Raw genomic sequence first — 15,991 nt, 5'->3', positions numbered from 1 at the left:
CGCCCGCGGCGGCACCCGTCGCCGCTCCTCTCACCCGCACCGACGTCTTCGAGACCGCGTCACCCGGCGCCGTCGCATACCTGAAGGTAGCACGAGTCATGACCACCGACACCTTTCCGCGCAAGAACGCCCTGGCGAAGCGGCATCAAGAGCTTGGATCGAAACTCGATACCGAGTGGAATGGGCGGCTGATCCCGCAGCACTACAACACCGACCCCTACGACGAGGTCGCGATCGTCCGCTCGAAGGCCGGGCTGTTCGACGTATCGGCTCTGCGGATGATCAACGTCTCCGGTCCCGATGCGGCCGAGGTGCTGAACCGGATGCTGACCTCGGACGTGGGCAAGCTGAAGCCCGGGCAGTCGGCGATCTCGAACATCGTGGACGAGAACGGCGCGCTGATCGACGACGTGCTCGTCTATCGTGACAGCCCGACCGCGTTCCGCGTGAGCCACGGCGGTGGCCGGCTCGATACCGTCATCGCCAGCTTCTTCGAGGGCTCGCAATCGACCTTCGATCGGGACGATGACGTCCATATTCTCTCCCTCCAAGGCCCCGCCGCGCTCGACATCCTGAGGCCCCACACCGACCTCGACCTGACCGGCGTCAAGTATTTCGAGCACGCGCCGACGACTCTATCCGGCAGAAGCGTGTCGATCGGCCGTGGCGGCTACTCGGCCGAGCAGGGCTACGAGGTATTCTGCGCGGCTGCGGATGCGGAGTTCCTCTGGGACAAGGTTATGGAGTCCGGCAGACCCTACGGGATCTGCGCCGCGTCGTGGGATTGCCTGGACATCGTCCGGGTCGAGGGCGCCCTGCTGTTCTTCCCCTTCGACATGCCGCAGGGCGATGAGACGCCCTGGGAGGTCGGCGCGGACTGGACGGTCGACCTGTCCAAGCCGGATTTTCACGGCAAAGCGGCCCTGGAACAGCGCCGGCGCGAGGTGCGCTACGCCAATGTCGGCCTGGAGATCGATGCAAACGAGGTGATCGAACCGGGCGCGAGGCTGGTCCGGGACGGGCGGACAGTCGGCCGGATCAACTCAACGACCTACAGCCGGCATTTAATGAAGTCGATCGCGCTTGCTCAAGTCACGCCAGATCTGACGGCGTTCGGGACGGAGTTCGCGGTGCGCTCGGACAAGGGCACATTCACCGCGCACGTCGTGCGTATCCCGTTCTACGACCCGAACCGGCTACGCACCCATCCGCTGGAGGAGCGTGCCTGACCAGTTCAAGTGAGGTGGAGTGAGCAGAGGGCGCGATGCACCGCGATGATCGGTGCACCGCGCGTCAAGCCCGGAACAGACTCGACCGTACGGCGAAGCCTCCAAGAATGCGCCGCGTCGGAATGGAGAAGCCACACCCCGGCGCAGCCTCCAGGCCAGTGCTTCTCACGCATCTTGACAGCCAAAAGCGCCAGCTCGGATCGACGTGATTCGATGACTTTGCGATGCACAAATTGTGCGCAACTCGATCTTAAAAAACGTGCAGACGACCGGTTTGCAGGCACCATTTCGCTTGAAGATAAAATTTTTATCCTCTAGGGAATAAAGCAATGAGCGACGTCGCAACATCGTGAACTGCGTTCGAAAAAAAACACTCAGGGAGATCGTGGCATGACCACTTTGACGCCTCCGGCCGGAGGTGAAGCGATGCCGCTTGACTCGACACGCTTCGAAGGCGTCGCCGACTGCCTTATCTTCGCTCAGGAATATCCCCGGCGGACGCGATTGGCCGGCCTCGTCGGCGCCGCGTTGACCGGCGCCGCTGGCGCCACCTTCATCGCCCGGGTCGATGCGCAGGCGAGCACTCTGCCGGCACTCATCCTCGGCTTCTCCTTCGTGGGCGGCCTGCTCTCAACTTGGTCGCCTTGCGGCTATTCGAGCCTCTGCCTCCTGCGCCCGGTCGGGCGGCACGCGCGCAGCGCCCTCGTCACCTACACGCCTACCTTCCTGCTCCATGGGGCCGGCTACGCCTTCGGGGCCGTGATCCTCGGCGGCCTGCTTGGGCTGGCTGGAGAGCTTCTGGGCTTTGCCGGCGTCTCGGTCCTCACGCTTGCCGCACTCGGTCTTGCCGGCCTTGTCTACGGCGCCCATCAGCTCGGCTTCCTGCGCGTCCCCTATCCGCAGCGCCGGGCCCAGGTGCCGCACGACGCGCGGCAGCGGTTCCCGATGTGGTTCATTGGTGGCCTCTACGGGATCTCGCTCGGCCTCAACTATCTCACCTACGTCCAGACCCCGATCCTATACCTCGTGACCGCGGCGGCCGTGGCCAGCGGCAACGTCACCTCCGCGATCGTGCTGTTCCTGGCCTTCAACGCGGGCCGCTTCCTGCCGATGGCGGTGAATTACCTGCCGGTGAGCGACATCGCCGTGCAGAACTGGCTCGCCCGCCGTCAGGAAAGTGCAGCTTTTCTCGATGGTGCATTGCTGATCGCGTTCGGCGCGGCGCTGCTGACCTTCACCGTGCTCTGAGCGCGGGCCGGCGCCCGCTCACCCATCCCGTTCTTCGGTTTTTAGCACTCGCCTCAAGGAGAGAATGATGACGCACGCCTATGCCCCACTTCGGCACGCCTTCCGCTACGGCTCGTCCGCGCTCAGTGCCGCTGCGCTCGCGGCCCTGATGGCTGCCGGCCCGGTCGCGGCCGCCGAGCCGGGTTCGGCCGCCAAGCAGGCCGCCGACCTCGCCGCCGGCAAGGCCGACGATCCGGTGGTGCTGAAGGCACCGGCGCCGAATGCCCGGCGCGTCTACGTCTACGATCCGAAGCACTTCGCGGCAATCTCGCAGAGCTTCATCATCGACGGCGACACCGCCCGCGTCCTTGGCACGGCCGATAGCGGCTTCATGGGCAATCCAATTGTGGCCAGCGACGGCTCCTTTTTCGGGCACGCCAACACAGTCTTCTCACGGATCGCCCGCGGCAAACGCACCGACTACGTCGAGCTGCTCGACTCGCGGACCGCCGACCCGATCGCCGACATCGAGCTCCCGAACGCACCCCGCTTCCTCGTCGGCACCTATCCCTGGATGACGGCGCTGACGCCCAACAACAAGACGCTGTTGTTCTACCAGTTCTCGCCGCAGCCGGCCGTCGGCGTCGTCGACCTCGCCGGCAAGAAATTCGACCGAATGATCGAGGTGCCGGACTGCTACCACATCTTCCCGTCGAGCAACGACACCTTCTTCATGCATTGCCGCGACGGCAGCCTGCTGAAGGTCAGCATCGGAGCCGACGGCAAGTCGCAGACCAAACGGACCGAGATCTTCCACAAGGAAAACGAGTACGTTATCAATCACCCGGCCTACTCGCCGAAGAATGGCCGCCTCGTGTGGCCGACTTATACGGGCAAAATCTTCCAGGTCGACCTGTCCTCCCAGGAGGCCAAGTTCCTTCCCGCGATCGAGGCGTTCACCGAGGCCGAGAAGAATGACGGCTGGGCGCCGGGTGGCTGGCAGCAGGTCGCCTATCACCGCGACAGCGACCGCATCTTCCTGCTCGGCGACCAGCGCGCGGCCTCCAAGCATAAGGCGCCGAGCCGCTTCCTGTTCGTGATCGATGCCAAGTCCGGCAAGCGCCTCAGCAAGATCGAGCTCAAGCACGAGATCGACTCGGTCGGCGTGAGCCAGGATGCAAAGCCGCAGCTCTACGCGCTCTCCACCGGCGCCAGGACGTTGTTCATCTTCGATCCCGAGACCGGCAAGGAGATGTCGAGCGTCAACCAGCTCGGCGCCGGCCCGCAGGTCATCACGACCTCGGACATGTGACCGCCATGTCCGCCATCGCCCTGTCCGACACTGCCCTGCCGCTCCTCGGCGAGCCCGTCGTCACGGTCTTCCTGCGGTCGTTCCTGATCCTGCTCTTCGTCGCCGCAGCCCTGCCGAAGCTGCGTCACGGCGACGAGTTTTTCGGGGTCGTGCGGAACTTCCGGCTGATGCCCGAGGCGATGGCCCGCCCCTTCGCCGCCGCGCTTCCCCTCGCGGAACTGGCGCTCGCGGCGGGTCTCGCGGTCCCGGCGACGGCCGCGATCGCCGCGGCGGGCCTCGGCGGCTTGCTGGTTCTGTTCGGCCTTGCCATCGCGATCAACGTGGCCCGCGGCCGGACAGCAATCGATTGCGGATGCTTCCGCAACGGCATGCGGCAGCCGCTCAGCTGGCTGCTCGTCGGCCGCAACGCCGGTCTCGCCCTCGCGGCCTTCGGCCTCGCTTGGATCCTGCCGGCGGCGCCCGCCGCCGGCCCCTTCGATCTTGCCGTCGGCTTCGCGGCCGCCGGCCTTGCCCTCCTCATCGGCTACGGCGCTTCGCTCTTGAACGGGCTTCAAGCCGGTGCGCGTCCCTCTTCCTTCTTGAAAGGCTGACTGCGATGACCATGCAGTTCCTGATCGCCTCGAACGTCCTGCTCTGGCTCGCCCTGATCGGCTGCGCCGTGCTCCTGCTCGGCCTGCTGCGACAGGTCGGCCTCCTCCACGAACGCTCCTCGCCCATGGGCGCCATGATCACCGATCACGGCCCCGACATCGGCGACGCCGCGCCGGTCTTCGACCTTCCCGATCACGCCGGCGCCACCGTGCGCATCGGCGGACCGAGCGCCGAGGGTCGCCCGACGCTCCTCATGTTCACCGCCCCGACCTGTCCGGTCTGCGACAAGCTCTTCCCGCTGATCAAGTCGATCGCCCGGGCCGAGAAGTTCGCGGTGGTGATGATCAGCGATGGGCAGCCGGACGAGCACCAGCGCTTCCTGACCAAGCACGAGCTCGGCGACATCCGCTACGTCGTCTCGGCCGAGGTCGGCATGGCCTTCCAGGTCGGAAAAATCCCCTACGGCGTGCTGCTCGATGCCGAGGGCGTGATCCGCGCCAAGGGCCTCACCAACACCCGCGAGCATCTCGAGAGCCTGCTTGAGGCGGACAAGAGCGGCTTCGCGTCGATCCAGCAATTCATGACGAGCCGGAAGCACAGCCACGGCGCCAAGGCCGCCTGATCGCAGGGCGCCCGCGTCCGCAAACCCAGAACAGCGACGAGGAAACGATGCTCGGAAAATCCCAATTCGACGATCTCTTCGAGAAGATGTCCCGCAAGGTGGCGGGACATACCAGCCGCCGCGGCTTCATCGGACGCGTCGGCACGGCGGTGGCCGGCGTGGCGCTGGTGCCCCTGCTTCCGGTCGACCGCCGCGGGCGCGTCAGCCGCGCCAACGCCGCTGAGAGCGCGGGCGATCCTCGGGGCAAGTGGACGCCGCAGGACCACGACGTGCAGGCCTGCGATTACTGGCGCCACTGCTCCATCGACGGCAACATCTGCGACTGTTCCGGCGGCTCGCTCACCAATTGCCCGCCCGGCACCAAGCTCGCATCCAGCTCCTGGGTCGCCAGCTGCTACAACCCGACCGACAGGCAGAGCTACCTGATCTCCTACCGCGACTGCTGCGGCGCCAACATGTCCACCCGGTGCTCGTGCCTGAACACCGAAGGCGAGCTGCCGGTCTACCGACCGGAATTCGGCAACGACATCATCTGGTGCTTCGGCGCCGAGGACGATGCCATGACCTACCACTGCACGATCTCGCCCATCGTCGGCAAGGCCGGCTGATCTCCGGCCGCGGCCTGCGGGCCGCGGCTGCCGGACAGTCCTGAGACATCGGAGTCGAACCCCATGCGCGTCCTCGTTCTCGCAGCAACCCTCGCTGCCCTCTCCGCCGGTGCGGCGCTTGCCGCCGGCGCGCTCGAAGTGGTGCCGGAAGCGCCTGCCGGCAGCACCGAGGTCAAGATCGCCAAGATGAAGTTCGCGACCCCGGAGGTCCGCATCAAGGCGGGCTCGGCCGTGACCTGGACCAATACCGAGGCCCTGCCGCACAACGTGCACTTCAAGCCCGGCGGCAGCGTCGACAAGGAGCTGGAAGGGCCGATGCTGCGCTCCAACCAGACCTTCTCGGTCCAGTTCAACACGCCGGGCACCTACGACTACATCTGCACGCCCCATCCCTTCATGAAGGGCAAGGTCGTCGTCGAGTAGCGACGAAGCCGGCAGGTCTCCGACGCGAGCGGACCGCGACCTGCCGGCCTTCCTCCGCCGTACCGCCCCCGAGACTCGAACGCCCCCCCGGTCCGTCGGGGAGGGGCCGTCAGCGCGCAAGGTGCACCGATGTGGATTCCCTACGACCTAACCGGCTCGCTCAAGGGCGAGACATCGGCCGCGAGCCTTCAGCGCTCACAAGCGGACCACTCCGTTCGCGACGTGCTGGTCGGCTTCTTCGTGCGCAATCCTATTACCCAGAGCTGGGAGATCGACATCCGAGCCGAGTCCGCCAAGCAGGTGATGACGGTCGCGCTGGACGGCATGCCGGCCGAGATCGCCTGCTACGGCGACGCGTCGGGCAAGCTCAGCGAGATCATCTACCGCATTAAAAGCGCCGAGCCCTACGCCGCCTTCGATGCCTGCCGACACGATCTGGAGGACCGGCTCGCCCGCTGGACACTAGAACTCGGCCGCGGCATGGCCATCGCCGGTTGGCGCGTGGCCGATCCGGCCAACGAGGCGCGCTGGCGCTGCACCCCGTTCCGTCCGAGCGCGCTCGACCTCGACCTCGACGCCGTGGCCTTCGCGCCGGACGACCTCAAGCCGCTGTTGCGCGTCTACCAGCGCGCCCGCAACGCCTCGGACCCGGCCTGGCGCCTGCTGAACGCCTACGCGGTGCTGACATGCTGGCGCGCCGGCAGGGCTCCCTTCCCGGCAAAGCCGCCACGGCCCGTCCCCACCGTGACCCTGGAGATGCTGGTGCATAGCGGCACCCTTGGCTGCGCCGTGACCTTCAAGGACCAGCCGCTGACGGTCCTCGTTGATGCCCTGGAGGTTTGGCGCGACGCCGTCCTGCAGGATCTGGAGTCCCCCGGCGACGGCGCGCAGGGGCTGCGCGGCGAGGCGCGCTGGCGTCTCGCGCACATGGCGAGCCTCGCCGACCTCGCCGCCCGCGAGACGCTCCTGCGCGAGATCGCGCGCCGCCGCGGCGCCGATCTGGCGCTCGCTTCCTGATCCCGGCCAGAGCGCCAAGGAGGGTGAGGGCCATGCGGCCGATCCTGCCAATCCCCGTCCTGCTCGCCTGGGCCGTCCTCCTCTGCGGGGGCACCTACGTCGTGACCGCACGCTCGGACGCCGCCACGGCGATCGACGGCCCCTCACAACAGGATATCACCGCACTGAAAGAGCGCTTCCGCCGGCCGGACGGCGTCCCGCACCCCAAAGCCAACCCGGCGACACCGGAAAAGGTGACGCTCGGTAAGGCCCTGTTCTTCGACCCAAGGCTGTCGCGCTCGGGCAGCGTCTCCTGCGCGGCCTGCCACAATCCGAGCCTCGGTTGGAGCGACGGTCTCACCCGGGCGGTGGGCTTCGGCATGGTCTTGCTGCCGCGGCGAACCCCGCCGGTGCGCAACCTCGCCTGGGGCGCCGCCTTCCAGTGGGACGGGCGCGCCGACAGCCTGGAGGCGCAGGCGCGGATGCCGATCACGGCGCCCGACGAGATGAACATGTCGATGGATCTCGTCGTCGAGCGCCTTAAGGCGGTGCCGGGCTACGCCCCGCTCTTCCGCGAAGCCTTCGGCGGCGAGGAGCCCATCAGCGCGCGCAATGTCACCGCGGCGCTCGCCACCTTCCAGCGGACGCTGGTCTCGGGCAAGGCTCCGTTCGATCGCTGGATCGAGGGCGAGGAGGTGGCCCTCGGGGCCGACGCCCGCCGCGGCTTCGCTCTTTTCACCGGCAAGGCCAATTGCGCGGCCTGCCATTCCGGATGGCGCTTCACCGACGACAGCTTCCACGACATCGGCCTGAAGGCCGGCGACGATCTCGGCCGCGGCAAGTTCGCGCCGCCGAGCGTGACGGCCATGCGCTACGCCTTCAAGACGCCGTCGCTGCGCGACCTGCGGATGCAGGGCCCCTACATGCACGATGGCCAGCTCGGCAGCCTGGACGCGGTGATCGAGCACTACGTCGAGGGCGGCGAGCGGCGTCCGAGCCTGTCCTTCGAGATGAAGCCGGTCGCGCTCAGCGCGCAGGAGCGGCGCGATCTCACCGCCTTCCTCGAATCCCTGGCGGCGGATCCCGCCGCCCTCACCCTGCCGCACCTGCCGTGAGAGGACTTGCCATGACGAGGAACGGTCGGATGGCCCTTGATCCCGCATTCCGTCGCCTTGCCGCTGTCTTCTCCATGAGCCTTGCGGTGCTGACCACTCCGGCGAGCGCCGAAGAGTTCGAGGTCACGATCCATCACGCGGAACTGCAGGAGGTGACGATCAAGCCCCGCGTGGGCGACACGATCCGCTTCGTCAATCAGGCCGACATCGCTCACAACCTGTACCTCACCTACGAGGACGGTCAGGTCGAAACCCTCGACACGCAACCGCCGCGCACGACCAAGCAGGTGGTGCTGCGCCGAGCCGGCCACGTCGTCGTGCGCTGCTGGATCCATCCCATCATCCGGATGGAACTCGATGTCGCCGACAAGGCCGCGAGCCAGTAGGACGCCGGGAGGCCTGCCATGGCAAAGCCTAAACCTCCGTCGCGGCGGGACCTTCTGACGAGCGGCGCCAAGGCCGCCGGCGTCGCCTGCCTCGCCGGCCTCTCGCTCACGGCCTACGTCGAGTCGGCGCGCAGGGCCGAGGCGACGGCGTTGCGCCCGCCCGGCGCCCTGCCGGAGGACGATTTCCAGGGGGCTTGCGTCCGCTGCGGCCTGTGCGTGCGGGCCTGCCCGTTCGACACCCTGCGCCTCGCCGAGTTGGGAGAGGAGGCGCCGCTGGGCACCCCCTTCTTCGTCGCCCGCGAAACGCCCTGCTTCATGTGCGCGGACGTACCCTGCGCCAAGGCCTGCCCAACCGGCGCCCTCGACCGTGACATCCCGAGCATCCGGCAGGCCGACATGGGCGTCGCCGTCCTCGTCGGCCACGAGAGCTGCCTGAACTACAAGGGCATCACCTGCAGCATCTGCCACCGCGTCTGCCCGATCCGCGACGAGGCGATCACGCTGGAGCCGCAGGCGATCAGGGGACGCCGGATGGTGATCCCGACGGTGCATTCCGACAAATGCACCGGTTGCGGTACCTGCGAGAAGCACTGCGTGTTGGGCCACGCCGCGATCCGGGTGCTGCCGCGCGAACTCGGGCTCGGCGGCCGCGGGCGCAACCCGGCGGGGAGGGCGGTGTGATGCGCCTGAGCCTGACAGCGGAAGCGCGAAGGGAGGGCGTGGCGGCCAAGGGTTGGGTGCGCGCGCACAAATGGTGGATCCTGCGCCGCCTGACGCAGCTCACGGCGCTGGGCGTCTTCATGGCCGGCCCGCTAGCCGGAATCTGGCTCGTCCGAGGCAATTTCGCGTCGAGCGAAATCCTCGGATTCCTGCCGCTCAGCGATCCCTTCATCGCCGTCCAATCTCTCGCCGCCGGTGCAGTGCTGGCACGCGTCGCCCTCTTGGGCGCCCTCTTGATCACGCTGTTCTACATCGTGGTGGGAGGCCGCGCCTATTGCGGCTGGATCTGTCCCGTCAACATCGTCACCGATACAGCCTATTGGCTTCGGGAGAAACTCGGCATCACGCGCGACCGCAAGCTCGACCGGCGCACGCGGCTCTGGGTTCTGGGCGGTGCACTGCTCGCCTCGCTTCTGAGCGGCACGGTCGCCTGGGAGTTTGTCAATCCGGTGAGCCTGCTGCAGCGCGGCCTGATCTTCGGACTCGGCGCGGGCTGGACCATCATCGCGGCCGTGTTCCTCCTCGACCTGCTGATCACGCGACGGGGCTGGTGCGGTCATCTCTGCCCGGTCGGCGCCTTCTACGGAATCATGGGCAAGGCCAGCGTCGTGCGGGTCGCCGCATCGCGGCGGGAGGCATGCACCAATTGCGGGGCGTGCTTTCAGATCTGCACAGAGCCCCACGTCATCACGCCGGCCCTGAAGGGACGTGGAACGATGTCGATCCTGAATCAGGATTGCCTCAATTGCGGTAGCTGCATCGATGCGTGCCCAGTTGATGTCTTCGAGATATCAGTACGCAGAAATATTCGTTGAGGTTTTAACTGTTTTTCGACGAGCTAGGCGCAGAGTGAATCCTTATAATTTTCAGTATGATAGATTTATCCGCCACCTTCCAAGGTGGATCGGCGCTCATAAAGTTCAAATAACCGCATATATCGAAATACATGGGACATACACGACTCACTAAGACTAATCTATATTCAAAAACATAATACTTGACGCAATTATCCAAAATTTCTCTTGCGACTAGAATATTTTTTAGGAACAGATCCATCGGGATCAGCATGGCAAGGGGAAATAAAGTTATGTCAAAAATCAATCTTCGCGCTCTATTACTGAGCGGAGCGCTCGCTCTCTTCGGTCCACCCGGTCTCGCCGCTGACCTCTTATCGGCACCTAAACAGATGCCGCCCGAGGCCAAGGCCTCCGATCCACTCATCGGCTTCTCCTTTTACTCGCAATATGCGACAGACTACAACTTTCGAGGTGTCTCGCAATCGAATCGGCAGGGAAGTTTTCAGACGTTCTTCGAAGCACAGTTTTTCAACAATTTTGCCTATACGGGCCTATATACATGGCAGGTGCGATTGCCGACACGGCCCGATTTCGAATTTGATCTGACCGCCGGCATCCGTCCGGTTTTTGAAAAGCTGTCACTTGATCTTGGTGTCGTGTATTACTTCTACCCCAACGAACAACGGCTCATCAACCCGACCAACGGCGCATTCCTGACGACTGCCAACAGTGACTTCATCGAGTATGCCGGCAAGGCGCTCTATCAAATTACGCCGGAACTTATCGTCGGTGCGAATATCATCCATGCGCCCAGCTTCTTCGGGCAGCACGCCACCGCGACCTACACGTCCGGCACGATCGCCTACACACTTCCAGCCAGCTGGTTTTCGTTCCTGCCCGAGGCCTACGCCGGGGGCTTCTCGATCTCCGCTGAAGGCGGTCACTACTTCATCGGCGCAGCGAAGACCTCAGCGACAGGATTCGATGCATCGATCGGGCGCTTCGCCACCGTTGATTTGCCGAGTTACAATTACGGCAACGTTGGAATATCATATAATTACAAAAATATACTGATCGATTTCAGATATCATACGACTGATCTCACACCAACGCAGTGCTTCACTTTTACGGGCGATTACCGTGGCTACTTCAACGGCGGTCGCTCCGGCTGGTGTGGTGATGCAATCATCGGGGCCATCCGCTGGCAGGCATCGACCTCAGCCCCGGGGATTTACGCGGAGCCATCCGGTTTGTTCGGATTCTTCAAGTAGAGATGAGGACGGATAGGCCATCCTCACGGATCGCCAAACCTCGATATCGGCGCACGTTATCGAACGGAAGGCGAAGGATTGCCTGGTCGCACGCGGCCGGTTCGAGCATCGAACACAGAGCCGCGCAACTGGTCGCTTGACGGCGCCACGCTCCCGCTTTCGGCACGGGCTCCCGGCGTGAGGGTGAACGGACCGCTGGGCGGCGCATCCTGCGCCGTGCTGCTGTTGTAGGTGGTCTTCGGCTGCACTTGTCCGAGCGCAACGGTCGTCCCGCCAGCAACGCTGAAAATTATGAGCATAACCATTGCGGCGCTGCGAACCGGCACTGACAATCGTTTCTCCTCCAACGAGTCCTATATAGAGGCAAACGTCGGCAGGCCGGCCTACAATCCCGAAGGATGCGACCGGCAATTCTCAATTTATGACGAATGTGCTTTGACGCACATCAACGGATGCTCCGACGACATGCCATTCGGAGGGTTGAAGCATGCGCATGATGCCCGAGCTGCGTGCTCAACGCGGCCCATTGGGCGCGATGAATGCCTTCAATACCTTCTACGGGTGTGGCAGCGTGGTGTTGGCGTGGGCTGGAGTGGCAGCGATGCGCCTGGACGATGAAGGTTGAGACGCGCACGCCACTCTTCACGACGCAGGTCGATGAATTGCCAGTCGCGCAGGCCAGAAGGGTCACCTTCCGACTTCGAAGCGGACCTATGCTGCACTACTCGCCTGAGTCTGCAACGGATCATTCGGCAACCTGGGGGCGTCCATCCTACTGGTACACGGCGGCCCTTTCGACCGCGGCGTCCGGTTCAGATCTCGGTCTGCTCTGAGAGGATCAGTGCGTCGTCAACCTCAATGCCGAGGTAGCGAACCGTGCTCTCCAGCTTGGTATGGCCAAGGAGCAACTGGCAGGCTCGGATATTGCCGGTGCGTTTGTAGACCAGCACGACCTTCGTGCGGCGCAGGCTGTGCGTGCCGAACGCCGAAGGGTCCAGGCCGATCAGGGCAACCCAGCGGTCTACCAGCCGACTGTAGTGCCGCGTCGTTAGATGCTCTCCATGTCGACTCCGGCTGGGAAACAGCCAGTCGCCGGCTTCCAACCTGCGCGTCGTCAGCCAAGCCGCGAGAGCCTCGCGCGTCGACTCGGTGATCTCGAACGGAACCGGCCTGCCGGTCTTGCGCTGGCAGACGGTCGCTCGAAGACGTACGGCGTCGCCCAAGTAGATGTCGCTCACGCGCAGGCCGACGAGATCACACCCGCGCAGCTTGCTGTCGACGGCAAGGTTGAACAGGGCAAGGTCTCGCGTGCAGTTAGCGAGCTGTAGGCGCGTGCGTAGGGCTCAGATGTGCTTCGGCTTCAGCGGCGGTTTTGGGCCGACGATACGGCCGCGGTTCCAGGGAACACGTGTGCTGGTGGGAACAGTGACGACCTAGGGCATGACAGGCTCCTGGGTTGAGGAGCCCGCCATGAGGAGCCCGATGCTGCCGCTGAGCCCAATGTCGAATGACGGCTCTCCGCGGCACAAGCCGACGTTGGCGCCGGCGGGCTTGGATCGCTGCTCACGACCAATTTCGTTGAAAAACTCGGGATCGGCTCGAAGCAGCATCGCCAGCCGCGGCTTCGAGCGAACATTTTACTTCTGTATTGCTCCAAATGCGCAGCTATCTTGGGCATTGTATCTCTGGCGAGAAACAAGCGTTCTCCGGCGACCTGTGCTGGGAGACGCTTGGCGCACGGACCCGGCGCTTTTCAACAAAGTTGACCCAATGCAGACATCACGGGTGAGCACAAAGTGTCAGAATGCAGCCGCTTGATGCGTTCTCCTTGGCCTAAGCCTGGCAGTTTCGTGCCTGAATGCAGCTCGCGGTGTTGCTGCTACGGATCCTCGATCTGATCCCGCTGGCCTCGGCACGGCCGGTGGCGACGCGGAACGACCCTGCTCCTGTGGTCGCCCTCGCGCCAGCGGAGCGCCGGCCGTTCCCGCTGATGGCCGGCGTGCTGATCCTCGGCGGCGAAGTGACCATTGTCGGCTATGTCGTCGAGGCGTTCACCAGCGGAAATCGTCCGCCGGAAATGAGGAGCGGGCGCAGGATGCTTGATCCATAATTGCCGCTCGGCGCCCGCTCGTTGGTGTCTGACCGCGCACCGGGCCACGTCCATCGGGCCCGGTAGCGGAGAGCTGTCCGATTAGGCTGCCTGGGCGACTGGGGCGGGCGTCGGCGCATCCATCGCACGCAGACTCAGGGCTATAGGCGCCGTCTGATCGAAGATCAAAGCAGAAAAAAGACCGCCTCGCTCGGCCTCAACACGGCCTACTCGCGCCCATACTGGCGCAAATCAGCCTGTGAAATCTTACCATATAACCATAATATCTTCCCAATACATCAGAGAACGCTACAATGGCCGTCGGAGGTCGTAGGTGGCGGCGGGCCGGGTGAGAGGGGACTCGATCACCGGCCCGCCGACCGCTGGCCAGACTGAATCAGCGCAGCGGCACTGAATTTTGCCAATCAGTGATCATCGCTGAAATGACAAACGATATTTCTAGTTGAAGTTTTCCCGAGCCGGCCGAGTGACGCCGAGCATTCCTCCATATCGGAGAACACCAACATGGACGTCGCTGAGATCCAGCGCGCGCTCTTGGCGCGCGGGTATGACCTCGGGCCTTCAGGAGCGGACGGCGATGCCGCTGCCGGCGGCGCACAAGCTGCCGACGACGATCGCCGGCGCGCGCTCGGGTGTGAGCGAGGCCTAAAAGCAGCGGGCTGGCCCCTAGCGCCCCCTCTAAGGCACCGACCCGCAGGCCGTCTGTCCAGGAGCTGACCGGCAACAGACAGAACGGCAGCAAACTCCTGTCAACACTTTAGGAAAAAGATCAAGCCGCGTTCGTTTCTTATAATGAATGCAAGCCAGAGCGTTGAAGCCCGTATCGGCACCGCGCGCTCGGGTGTGAGTGAAGCGTAAGTGCAGCGGGTCGGCACTGAAGGGGGACTTAATACCGACCCGCCGGTCGCTTGCCGCAGTATTGGAAGGCGACCTGCGGTATCACGACACCGATTTATACACCTCGCACCGGAGGGGATCAGCCGAACATTGTGGCTTACTGCGGCCGGGGTGCTGGCCCAGAACGCCAGAGTCCGACCAGAGAGCAGCGGGCCAGCGCCCCTGCACCGGCCCGCCATCTGCGACCTGCACGTGGCGCGGATGTTCTGCAGGCCGAGTCCGTCGTGCCCGTTGCTCCCAAGACGCTCAAGTAGCTCCTTCGGACTAGCACGATAGTAGTCCCCGAGCCGGCCGGGCCCGCCGCGCATCCCCACCATCAGGACCATCACCATGACCCGCATGCTTCTGCTCGCGGCGCTGGCGCTCGCCTGTGTCGTGTCGCCCACCCTCGCCGCTGAGATCGCCACCGTCGGCGATAGGGCGGTGATCGCACCCTGGGGCGACTGGCTCGTCGCGCTCGCTGTGTCCCTGCGCGAGCCAATCATGACCATCCTCATCCCGATCATCGCCGGCTACGTCATCCAGGCCATCCGCGAGGTCTACCCGTGGGCGACCCTGTTCCTGTCGCAGCGGCGCGTCGTGATGATGCTCGAGGAGGTCGTCGGCTTCGGTCTGAACGCGGTCCAGGGCGCGGCCAAGGGCAAGACCCTGTCGGCCAATGTGGCGGTGCCGGTGATCGCCAAGGGCACGCAGTACGTCATCGACACGGCCCCGCCCGCGGTCATCAAGGCGGCCGGCGGTCCGGACGGCATCGCAGCCGGCATGTTCCGCAAGCTCGATCTCGACGGCCATGCCAGCGAGCAGAACGTGCTGATCCCTGCGCTCGACCGGATTGGCGGCTTTGCCCCGCCGTCTGCCGACGAGTTGCGGCAAGCGTACGAGATGGTTCAGCGCTGAGCATGCCCCACACCGCACGGACGGGACGGATCGGAAAGGGCAAGCGGATGCTGGTCTATGATCCCGATCCCGCCATCAACGAGCGGATCCACCGTGCGGTCCGCTACGGACAGACCCGCTGGGCCGAGATCTGGCTCTCGCTGATCGCCGTCGCCGTCGGCCTCGTGCTGGTCGCGCCGACCAACACCTTCGGCAACGAGAGCTTCCGCGTCATCGCCTCGGTCATCAGCAAGTGGAAGGCCGGCGCGCTGTGCCTGTTCTTCGGCTCCGTCCGTCTCCTAGCGCTCTGGGTGAACGGGCGGCGCGGGCGCGAGACCTCGCTCATCCGTACCCTGGGCTGCCTCGGCGGCTTCGTGTCCTGGCTCGCGATCGCCCTCGGCTTCCTGCTCACAGCGCCGCCCATCACGACGGACGTCGCCGACTACACCATCCTCGCCTTCGCCGAACTGCACGCCTCAGGACGCGCGGCCAGCGACATGGCGGCGGAAGACACGTTCGGGTTCAGAGCACGCAGGAGGCAGAACGGTGGCGGCAGTTCCCGATCCTCTGCCGCAGCTCGATTCCTGGCCCGCGATCATCGTCGCGGTCAGCGCCGCAGCCGCCGCCCTCCTCGTCCCGCTGACCGGCTTCCTGATGACTTTCTTCGACTACTGCATCGGGACGCAGAAGGCGGAGGCGCTGAAGCCAGAGGTAGCGCGGGACGTGGCGCAGGTGGCTGGCACAGCGCTGTTCGACAGCATGGCGGTGGTCGACCTCACCGCGGCGATCAAGGATCTGACCGTGGCGATCC

18 protein-coding genes and 1 pseudogene are annotated in these 15,991 nt (G+C 64.9%); 17 read left to right on the top strand and 2 right to left on the bottom strand.

The genetic code is table 11. From position 1 onward, the window contains the following. The first annotated feature begins 98 nt into the window (after nt 1-98). The 14 genes from HNR01_RS26455 (at nt 99) to HNR01_RS26390 (ending at nt 11,922) form a co-directional block, all read left to right on the top strand. Nucleotides 99-1,229 (top strand): aminomethyl transferase family protein, encoded by a 1,131-nt coding sequence (locus tag HNR01_RS26455; protein WP_183670931.1) that lies wholly within the window; start codon nt 99-101, stop codon nt 1,227-1,229. 426 nt (nt 1,230-1,655) lie between these two features. Then, nucleotides 1,656-2,477: a methylamine utilization protein MauF gene (locus HNR01_RS26450; RefSeq protein ID WP_281384585.1), complete on the top strand. Its 822-nt coding sequence runs from the start codon at nt 1,656-1,658 to the stop codon at nt 2,475-2,477. 67 nt (nt 2,478-2,544) lie between these two features. Beyond that, complete coding sequence (gene mauB / locus HNR01_RS26445) at nt 2,545-3,768, top strand: methylamine dehydrogenase (amicyanin) large subunit (protein WP_183670929.1); 1,224 nt, start codon at nt 2,545-2,547, stop codon at nt 3,766-3,768. A 5-nt stretch (nt 3,769-3,773) separates the two neighbouring features. Then, nucleotides 3,774-4,358 carry a MauE/DoxX family redox-associated membrane protein gene (locus HNR01_RS26440; RefSeq protein ID WP_183670927.1) on the top strand — a complete coding sequence of 195 codons (585 nt, stop codon included), beginning with the start codon at nt 3,774-3,776 and terminating at the stop codon, nt 4,356-4,358. Between the two features lie 5 nt (nt 4,359-4,363). After that, on the top strand, nt 4,364-4,981 hold the full coding sequence (mauD, locus tag HNR01_RS26435; protein WP_017486759.1) for a methylamine dehydrogenase accessory protein MauD: 618 nt from the start codon (nt 4,364-4,366) through the stop codon (nt 4,979-4,981). Between the two features lie 47 nt (nt 4,982-5,028). Next, nucleotides 5,029-5,589, top strand: coding sequence for a methylamine dehydrogenase (amicyanin) small subunit (gene mauA / locus HNR01_RS26430; RefSeq protein WP_183670892.1), 561 nt, complete (start codon nt 5,029-5,031; stop codon nt 5,587-5,589). Between the two features lie 63 nt (nt 5,590-5,652). Continuing rightward, nucleotides 5,653-6,012, top strand: a complete 360-nt coding sequence (locus HNR01_RS26425) for an amicyanin (RefSeq protein WP_017486761.1) — start codon at nt 5,653-5,655, stop codon at nt 6,010-6,012. Nucleotides 6,013-6,141: 129 nt separating this feature from the next. After that, complete coding sequence (locus HNR01_RS26420) at nt 6,142-7,029, top strand: methylamine utilization protein MauJ (protein WP_183670890.1); 888 nt, start codon at nt 6,142-6,144, stop codon at nt 7,027-7,029. 32 nt (nt 7,030-7,061) lie between these two features. Further along, entirely contained in the window at nt 7,062-8,123 is a 1,062-nt protein-coding gene (mauG, locus tag HNR01_RS26415; protein WP_183670888.1) for a tryptophan tryptophylquinone biosynthesis enzyme MauG, read from the top strand. A gap of 29 nt (nt 8,124-8,152) precedes the next feature. Further along, nucleotides 8,153-8,509: a cupredoxin domain-containing protein gene (locus HNR01_RS26410; protein WP_183670886.1), complete on the top strand. Its 357-nt coding sequence runs from the start codon at nt 8,153-8,155 to the stop codon at nt 8,507-8,509. A gap of 18 nt (nt 8,510-8,527) precedes the next feature. Beyond that, the gene (napG, locus tag HNR01_RS26405) at nt 8,528-9,190 is read left to right on the top strand and encodes a ferredoxin-type protein NapG (protein WP_183670884.1); all 663 of its coding nucleotides are present in this window, start codon (nt 8,528-8,530) and stop codon (nt 9,188-9,190) included. Beyond that, on the top strand, nt 9,190-10,044 hold the full coding sequence (gene napH / locus HNR01_RS26400; RefSeq protein ID WP_183670881.1) for a quinol dehydrogenase ferredoxin subunit NapH: 855 nt from the start codon (nt 9,190-9,192) through the stop codon (nt 10,042-10,044). The genes napG and napH overlap by 1 nt, the downstream gene beginning before the upstream one ends. Nucleotides 10,045-10,295: 251 nt before the next feature. After that, nucleotides 10,296-11,297 (top strand): TorF family putative porin, encoded by a 1,002-nt coding sequence (locus tag HNR01_RS26395; RefSeq protein ID WP_246417680.1) that lies wholly within the window; start codon nt 10,296-10,298, stop codon nt 11,295-11,297. 487 nt (nt 11,298-11,784) lie between these two features. Beyond that, complete coding sequence (locus HNR01_RS26390) at nt 11,785-11,922, top strand: hypothetical protein (protein WP_183670875.1); 138 nt, start codon at nt 11,785-11,787, stop codon at nt 11,920-11,922. Between the two features lie 187 nt (nt 11,923-12,109). Here the strand turns inward: HNR01_RS26390 and HNR01_RS26385 are convergent. Further along, nucleotides 12,110-12,682 (bottom strand): annotated as a pseudogene (locus HNR01_RS26385) (tyrosine-type recombinase/integrase). A gap of 473 nt (nt 12,683-13,155) precedes the next feature. On the opposite strand from HNR01_RS26385, the gene HNR01_RS26380 reads away from it, so the two are divergent. Then, a complete protein-coding gene (locus HNR01_RS26380; RefSeq protein ID WP_183670873.1) occupies nt 13,156-13,407 on the top strand; it encodes a hypothetical protein in 252 nt (83 codons plus the stop codon). Nucleotides 13,408-14,634: 1,227 nt separating this feature from the next. Beyond that, on the top strand, nt 14,635-15,201 hold the full coding sequence (locus HNR01_RS26375) for a hypothetical protein (protein WP_183670871.1): 567 nt from the start codon (nt 14,635-14,637) through the stop codon (nt 15,199-15,201). 103 nt (nt 15,202-15,304) lie between these two features. Here the strand turns inward: HNR01_RS26375 and HNR01_RS26370 are convergent, their stop codons facing one another. Then, on the bottom strand, nt 15,305-15,526 hold the full coding sequence (locus tag HNR01_RS26370; protein WP_183670869.1) for a hypothetical protein: 222 nt from the start codon (nt 15,524-15,526) through the stop codon (nt 15,305-15,307). Nucleotides 15,527-15,726: 200 nt separating this feature from the next. On the opposite strand from HNR01_RS26370, the gene HNR01_RS26365 reads away from it, so the two are divergent. Continuing rightward, on the top strand, nt 15,727-15,991 hold a 265-nt coding region (locus HNR01_RS26365; RefSeq protein WP_183670867.1), incomplete at its 3' end, for a hypothetical protein.

Source organism: Methylorubrum rhodesianum (assembly GCF_014199985.1).
Taxonomy (GTDB): Bacteria; Pseudomonadota; Alphaproteobacteria; order Rhizobiales; family Beijerinckiaceae; genus Methylobacterium; species Methylobacterium rhodesianum.
Note: the sequence above shows the minus strand (reverse complement) of the source record. Positions and strands in the feature narration are given on the sequence as shown.